This is a genomic window from Curvibacter sp. GW821-FHT09D12, from assembly GCF_059416245.1.
Window position 1 is genome coordinate 58,443 of record NZ_JBWKOU010000028.1, and the last position, 6,445, is coordinate 64,887.

Here is a 6,445-nt window from a genome sequence, read left to right on the forward strand (position 1 = left end):
GCAATGACACTGCAACAGCAGATCGCCGACCTGCAACTGCAGGTGCAGCGCCTTCAGGCCGAAGGCTTGATCCGCGCCTGCATCACCCGCTACATGGCACTGTGCGATCGGCTCAACGCCGAGACACCGCTGCAGGAGCTGGCCGGCCTTTTCACCGACGACGCGACCTGGGAAGGCCGGGGTGCGCTCTATTCCGGCCGCTTTGGTGGCTACCGGGGCCGTGAAGCCATTGCTGCCATGTTCCGCACCTACATGCGGACCCCGGCGCACTTCGCCTTGAACGTCCACTTTCTCTGTTCCGAAACCATCGTGGTGTCGTCCGATGCCCTCAGCGCCGATGCGAGCTGGGTGATGTTGCAGACATCGACCTTTGCCGACCAGAGCTCCCACCTCAACGCCGCGCAGCTCACCTTGAAGCTGCGCTCTGAAGGCAGCGCCTGGCGCATCGCCCAGTTCCAGACCGAGAACCTCTTCAGCCGCCCCACCAGCGCCTGGAACAGCAGTGCGCTGCTGCCAGTCCCTGCCCAAGATCATTAATTCACAGAGCCACTCCCATGAATGCTCCTGCTCAACCGATTCATTTCCACCGCCCCATCGGCGACCTGGTCCAGTCCGACAAGGTCCACACCTCGCTCTACACCGACCCTGCCATCTTCGATGACGAGATGGAGAAGGTCTTCCGCAACACCTGGGTCTGGGTGGCGCACGTCAGCGAGGTGCCCGAGGTCGGCAGCTACAAGACCCACTGGGTGGGCAAAGAGCCCGTCATCGTGGTGCGCGACCGCAAAAAGCAGGTGCGGGTATTGCTCAATCGCTGCCGTCACCGCGCCGCCACGGTGTGTGAACACAAGAAAGGCAAGGCCAACACCTTTGTCTGTCCCTACCACGGCTGGAGCTACGCGCTCGACGGCACCCTTCGCGGTGTGCCGCACCCAGAGAGCTATGGCGACATTCTCGACAAAGCGGAACACCCGCTGGTGAACCTGCGGGTCGAGGAATACGCCGGCATGGTGTTCGCCACCTTCAAGGACGACATCGAGCCCCTGGGCGACTACCTGGGCCCCGCCAAGAAGTGGATGGACCTGTTCATGAAGCAAGGTGGCAGCTTTCCGATCAAGGTCGGCGGCGAGCATCGCTTCACGTTTCCGGGCAACTGGAAGATCCAGCTGGAAAACACCACGGACGCCTACCACTTCCCCCTGGTGCATCGCTCATTTCTTCACTCCGTGGACAAACAGACCGAAGAGATGCTCGACTTCGTGGGGGGCAAGGGCTACGTCGAAGACCTGGGCAATGGCCACAGCGTGATGGTGATGATTCCGGACCTGATCGACCTGGAAGCGGATCTGGAGAGGCCCATCCCAGACCGGTACATCGAGTTGGCCGACGCGTTGCGCGCCGAGGGCCACGAGGAGGCCAAGGTGCGACAGATCGTGCGCGCCGTGGGGGGCTCGGGCTTCAACCTGAACCTGTTCCCCAACATTGCCTGCTCGATGGCCTTTTTTCGGGTTTTGCAACCGATTTCGGTCAACGAAACCGAGATCCACCACAGCGTGATTCTGATGGACGGAGGCCCCCCGGCCGGCAACCGGGCCCGGCTGCGCATGCACGAGCACTTCCAGGGCCCCTTGGGCTTTGGCACACCGGACGACTCGGAAGCCTGGGAACGGGTTCAGGCCGGCGCCCATGCCGGGCGGGACCTCTGGGTACTGCTCAACCGCGGCCTGCCCGCGGAAAAGAAGACCGCCGATGGTGTGGCCGGTGATGTGAGTGCCGAGACCGGCATGCGCGCTGCCTACCAGCAGTGGAAAAAACTGATGACCGCCTGAGTCACGGAAGAGAGAAAAAAATGAACACGACGCTGCTGCAAGAAGCAACCGCCTTCATCTGGGCCGAAAGCGATATGCTGGACCACAACGAGTACCAGGACTGGCTCCAGCTTTGGGCACCGGAAGGCCTCTACGTGATCCCGATCGACCCGAACGAGACCGACCACGAGAACACCCTGAACTACGCCTACGACGACGCCCAGATGCGCAGCAAGCGTGTGGCGCGATTGACCGGTGGCGAAGCCATCTCATCCGCCCCGGTGGCGCGCACAGTGCGCAACGTATCGCGCCTGCGCCTGCTGAGCGACGACGGCACCAAGGTCACGGTGCGTTGTGCCCAGGACTTGCGCGAGTTCCGCAAGGACCGATTTCGCGAGCACACCTCCGATGTCACCTACGAACTGCTGCGCGTGGGTGAGGGCTTCCGCATCCACCGCAAGATCGTCAAGCTCATCAACTCGACCGACACGCTCACCGCCGTCGGCTACATCCTCTGAGGCCAGGCCATGGCAGAACGACAAAACGCCCTGGTCACAGGTGCCGCCAATGGGCTGGGCCTGTTCATCGCACAGGCCTTGCACGCCGCCGGCTACCGCGTTGCGTTGAGCGACCGCGACGGCGTGGCCGCCGAACGTGCCGCGCGGGAGCTGGATCCCAGCGGCGACAGCACCCTGGGCCTGGCCCTGGATGTGGTGTCCAAATCAGCGTTCGAGCAGGCGGTCGATGCCCTTACAGCACGCTGGGGGCAGCTGCATGTGGCCGTGAACAACGCAGCCGTGACGGTGACCACACCGGTGATGCAGATCACCCCTGAAGAGTTTGAAGAGGTGCTGCGAATCAACCTGCGCGGGACCTTCCTCGGTTGCCAGGTGTTTGGCGCCCGCATGGCCAGCCACGGCTATGGCCGCCTGATCAACATCGCCTCACTTGCCGGGCAGAACGGCGGCACGGCCTCGGGCGCGCACTACGCTTCGTCCAAGGCGGGCATCCTGACCCTGACCAAGATCTTCGCCCGCGAACTGGCCGCCAGCGGAGTCACCGTCAATGCCATGGCCCCCGGCCCGCTGGACTTGCCCTCCGTGCGCAAGGCCGTGCCGGCCGACAAGCTGGAGAAGCTGCTGGCAGCCATCCCCGTCCAACGCCTGGGCAATCCGCGCTTCATCGCAGCACAAGTCGTGCAACTGGCCTCGCCTGAAGCTGATTCATGCACTGGCGCTGCATGGGACGTCAACGGCGGCATCTTCATGCGCTGAAGAGCATCGAGAGAAGGAAACAACCATGAACGCCACCACCCACCAGGTTGTCGTCAAGCGCAGAGAGATTCAAGGCGACGGCGTCGTTGTGCTGGATCTGCAAAGCGCAGACGGCCGCAGTTTGCCCAGCTTCGAGGCTGGCGCCCACATCGACGTCCATCTGGCGCCCGACCTCGTGCGCCAATATTCGCTGTGTGGCGACCCCGCCGAAAAAAGCCGGTATCGATTGGGCGTGCTGCGTGACCCATGCTCCCGCGGCGGTTCGCTTGCGGTCTTCGATCGGTTCAACGAAGGCACGGTCATCACCATCGGCGCGCCACGCAACCATTTCCCCTTGGTCCCGGAGGCGCAGCACAGTGTGCTGGTCGGTGGCGGTATCGGCATCACGCCCATGATCGCCATGGCGTATGCCCTGTCAGCGGCGGGCAAGGGCTTCGAGTTGCATTACTGCGCGCGCTCCGCCGCAAGCAGTGCCTTTTTGGAAGAACTAGCCGCGGCCCCCTTCGCCGACAAGGTGCGCCTGCATTTCGACGATGCGGGTGACGCGGGCCGCCTCCAGATCGCTCCGGTGTTGGCTGCAGCGGGCACGGCCTCTACCCACCTGTACGTCTGCGGCCCATCGGGCTTCATGGACTGGGTGATCGGCAACAGCGAACAACATGGCCTGCCCCCAGCGCAGATCCACCGTGAATATTTCAACGCCGACGTCGACACCCACGGTAGCGCCTTTGAAGTGGTGGCCGCGGCCAGCGGCAAAACAGTGCAGGTGCAAGAGGGACAGAGCATCGTGGCGGCGTTGAAGACGATCGGCATCCTGGTGCCGGTCTCGTGCCAGGAAGGCGTCTGCGGCACCTGCGTCTGCACGGTCCTTGAGGGTGAATGCGATCACCGCGACGTCTACCTCACCGACGAAGAAAAGACTGAAAACGACCAGATCATGACGTGCTGTTCGCGCGCCAAATCTGCCCGACTGGTGCTGGCCATTTGAAGGGGTTCACCATGATTTCGATTCCTGAATTCAGAAACGGCATGTCATTGCTGGCCGGTGCGGTCAACGTGATCACCACCGACGGAGCCGCCGGCCTGGCGGGCTTCACGGCGTCAGCGGTCTGCAGCGTCACCGATCAACCGCCCACCTTGCTGGTCTGCATGAACCGATCGTCTTTCGCGCATCGTTTCTTTGTGGAAAACCGCTCGATCTGCGTCAATGTGCTGTCGGCCGCGCAGCAGGACCTGTCGGCCCTGTTTGCCAACCGCGATGTGACGATGGAAAGCCGCTTTGCGCAGGTGGCCTGGCTGCCCTTGAGCACCGGCGCGCCCGCCTTGGAAGGCGCGCTGGTCAACTTTGATGGCGTCATCACCCACATCCACGACGTGGGCTCGCACAGCATCTTCATCACGGAATTGCGCGACATTCGCCTGGCCTCTGAGAGTTCCCAGGGACTGGCCTACTTCAACCGCGCCTACCACCGCTTGGGCGAAGCGCAAGCCAGCGTCTGACAAGATCAGGGATAAGGTCGACCATTCACAGGCCGGCCAACACAGGCCCCCAGCGCTCAGCTCAAGCGGGGAGGTGGGGGGTGACCCAGTGACCGTGGGTTGCCGTGCGCTTGGAACTTGGTGTCAAGTTGACGCAACGGCGGCTGACTGCCACCAACCTGGAAGAAAGCCAGCACGCTGTCCAGGGCCTCCGTCTGACTTCTGAGGCTGTCGGCAGCAGCAGCAGCCTCTTCGACCAAGGCAGCGTTCTGTCGCAGGCCCTCATCAATTTCGCTCACCACACCATGGATCTGAGCGACACCCTGAGCTTGCTGGGCCGTGGCCTCGGAGATCCGGATGATCAGATCAGCCGCCAACTCGCTGGCCTTCACCATCGACGCCATCGTGCTGCGGGCCTCCGTCACCTGCACAGATCCGGCTTTCACGGTCTGCAGATTGCCCTGGATCAGATCCTTGATCTCTTTGGCAGCCTGGGCGGAACGCTGCGCCAAGCCTCGCACCTCATTTGCCACCACCGCGAAGCCCCGCCCCTGCTCGCCCGCTCTTGCCGCCTCCACCGCCGCATTCAGGGCAAGTATGTTGGTCTGGAAGGCGATTCCATCAATCACACCCAGGATGTCTGCCATGCGCCTGGAGGACGCCGATATGGCCTCCATGGTCTGCACGATGTGCTCTGTTTGCTGACCTCCGGAGCGCGCCTGCCGCGAAGCCTCACGCGCCTGCACCTGCGCCTCTTGCGAGGCATCAGCGTTCTCGTGCACCGCGTTGGCGATCAATTCAATCGAGTGCGTGGCCTGTTGCAATGCAACGGCCTGCCGCTCAGTGCGGCTGGAAAGGTCCAGGTTTCCCGCCGCGATTTCTGTCGAAGCCGCATGGATCGAGGCAGACGAACGTATCACCATCTCCATGGCTTCATGCATTCGCTCGACCATCCGTCCAAGGGCACTCATCATCCGCCCAGTCTCATTGTTGGCCTGTGCCCCGATGTGAAGGGTAAGGTCACCGGCTGCCACCCGGTCGGCCATGTGAACCGTGGTGTTCAAAGCCATGGTCACTGATCGGTAGAGCAGCACGCCAGCCAATGTCGCCAACACAGCGCCCACCAGCGCCGTGAGCCATGTGATGCGCCGACTCTTGTCGCCCAGTGTGACGATCTCGGCGAACGATTGATCCTCTGCTGCCTTTTGTTGCCTCGCGAACTCAAGGGCCGCTGCTTGACTTTGCTGAATCAAGGGATCCAGCTTGTCTTCAAAGACCTGGTTGACCTCATCGGTCTGCAGTTGCCGACCCAAGTCGATGACCTTGTCACGCGCAGAACGTGTGCTTTGAAGGGTCTGCTGGAGGCTTTTCAACGCTGTGGCATCTGCACTGCTCAGAGGCAGGGACAGCAGCCTCTTCAAAGCCTGATCGATCTCTGCACTGGCATTCAACGCAGAGGCAATTTCTCGCTCCACCTTGTCGGGCTCAACCTGCACCGAAAGACGGCGCAGATACAGCTCTTCAGCCTTCCCTGCCGATTTCAGCATCATCGCCAGCTCATAGCGTGCGCGGGCTTGCGCCACCGGGCCCTGCACCAGATCCTGGGACTGGACGGCTGCCCAGTAACTCATGGCACTTTGCCCCAGCAGAATCATCACCACCAAACCAAAGGCCACACTGAGCCGGTGAGCAATCGTCATATCTCGAATCCCGTGGATGACTTCGGACGGCCCTGCTACGATGAACAGTGGCGAAAGCCCCGACTGACGAGGCTGGAAATTGGAGCGTGGATCAGTCTTTCACCAGTCCCTGCTTGGACAGCAGCACCAGCTGCCCCTGCGCATTCACCACCCCCGCCGTCAGCCCCAGGTGATCGGGCCTCAC

The 6,445-nt window shown here is 62.4% G+C and carries 7 protein-coding genes; 6 read left to right on the forward strand and 1 reads right to left on the reverse strand.

All coding sequences use genetic code 11. The features are described 5' to 3' along the window. Positions 1–3 precede the first annotated feature (3 nt). From AC07PT_RS26990 to AC07PT_RS27015, 6 genes are read left to right on the forward strand one after another with little or no spacing between them, the layout of a single operon-like run. Entirely contained in the window at positions 4–537 is a 534-nt protein-coding gene (locus AC07PT_RS26990) for a nuclear transport factor 2 family protein (protein WP_494658745.1), read from the forward strand. Between the two features lie 17 nt (positions 538–554). After that, a complete protein-coding gene (locus AC07PT_RS26995; protein WP_494658746.1) occupies positions 555–1,829 on the forward strand; it encodes an aromatic ring-hydroxylating oxygenase subunit alpha in 1,275 nt (424 codons plus the stop codon). 20 nt (positions 1,830–1,849) lie between these two features. After that, on the forward strand, positions 1,850–2,326 hold the full coding sequence (locus tag AC07PT_RS27000; RefSeq protein ID WP_492349720.1) for an aromatic-ring-hydroxylating dioxygenase subunit beta: 477 nt from the start codon (positions 1,850–1,852) through the stop codon (positions 2,324–2,326). A 9-nt stretch (positions 2,327–2,335) separates the two neighbouring features. Continuing rightward, positions 2,336–3,082, forward strand: coding sequence for an SDR family NAD(P)-dependent oxidoreductase (locus AC07PT_RS27005; RefSeq protein ID WP_494658747.1), 747 nt, complete (start codon positions 2,336–2,338; stop codon positions 3,080–3,082). Between the two features lie 25 nt (positions 3,083–3,107). Further along, positions 3,108–4,070, forward strand: coding sequence for a PDR/VanB family oxidoreductase (locus tag AC07PT_RS27010; RefSeq protein WP_494658748.1), 963 nt, complete (start codon positions 3,108–3,110; stop codon positions 4,068–4,070). Positions 4,071–4,081: 11 nt separating this feature from the next. Next, the gene (locus AC07PT_RS27015) at positions 4,082–4,582 is read left to right on the forward strand and encodes a flavin reductase (RefSeq protein WP_492349717.1); all 501 of its coding nucleotides are present in this window, start codon (positions 4,082–4,084) and stop codon (positions 4,580–4,582) included. A 56-nt stretch (positions 4,583–4,638) separates the two neighbouring features. Here the strand turns inward: AC07PT_RS27015 and AC07PT_RS27020 are convergent, their stop codons facing one another. Further along, complete coding sequence (locus AC07PT_RS27020; RefSeq protein WP_494658749.1) at positions 4,639–6,261, reverse strand: methyl-accepting chemotaxis protein; 1,623 nt, start codon at positions 6,259–6,261, stop codon at positions 4,639–4,641. Between the last annotated feature and the right edge of the window lie 184 nt (positions 6,262–6,445).